We start from the raw sequence: 332 nt of genomic DNA on the forward strand, positions 1-332 counted from the left end.
ATATGCCAGAGCCCCTCGATCCGTTCGGAGTCGAGTTCCCTGATCTTGGCCGGCAACGGCTCGCCATGCGCCGCGATGCCGATGACTCTGTCATCCACACCGAACAGAATGCCGGCCGGCATCGCGATTTCGCCATAGCGCTGCTCCAGGCGGCCGAGATCCTCTTCTACCGCCACGAAATCGGTCGAAGTCGCGTGGAAATGGGCGGGCCGCAGCCCAAGCCACCCGCCTCCGGCGGTCATGTAGTCCCCCGGCACGGCCTGCGGCGCGAAGATGAACTTCATCGCCGGTTCCGCGTATTCCAGGCTGACCGGTATCGCTATCGTGCAAGC

Annotated in this window: 1 pseudogene; it reads right to left on the reverse strand. The window is 64.2% G+C overall.

From position 1 onward, the window contains the following. Positions 1 to 284 (reverse strand): annotated as a pseudogene (locus tag EN850_RS34725) (alpha/beta hydrolase); the annotation flags it as partial. Positions 285 to 332: the final 48 nt, after the last annotated feature.

Source organism: Mesorhizobium sp. M8A.F.Ca.ET.207.01.1.1, assembly GCF_004794715.1.
Lineage (GTDB): Bacteria > Pseudomonadota > Alphaproteobacteria > Rhizobiales > Rhizobiaceae > Mesorhizobium.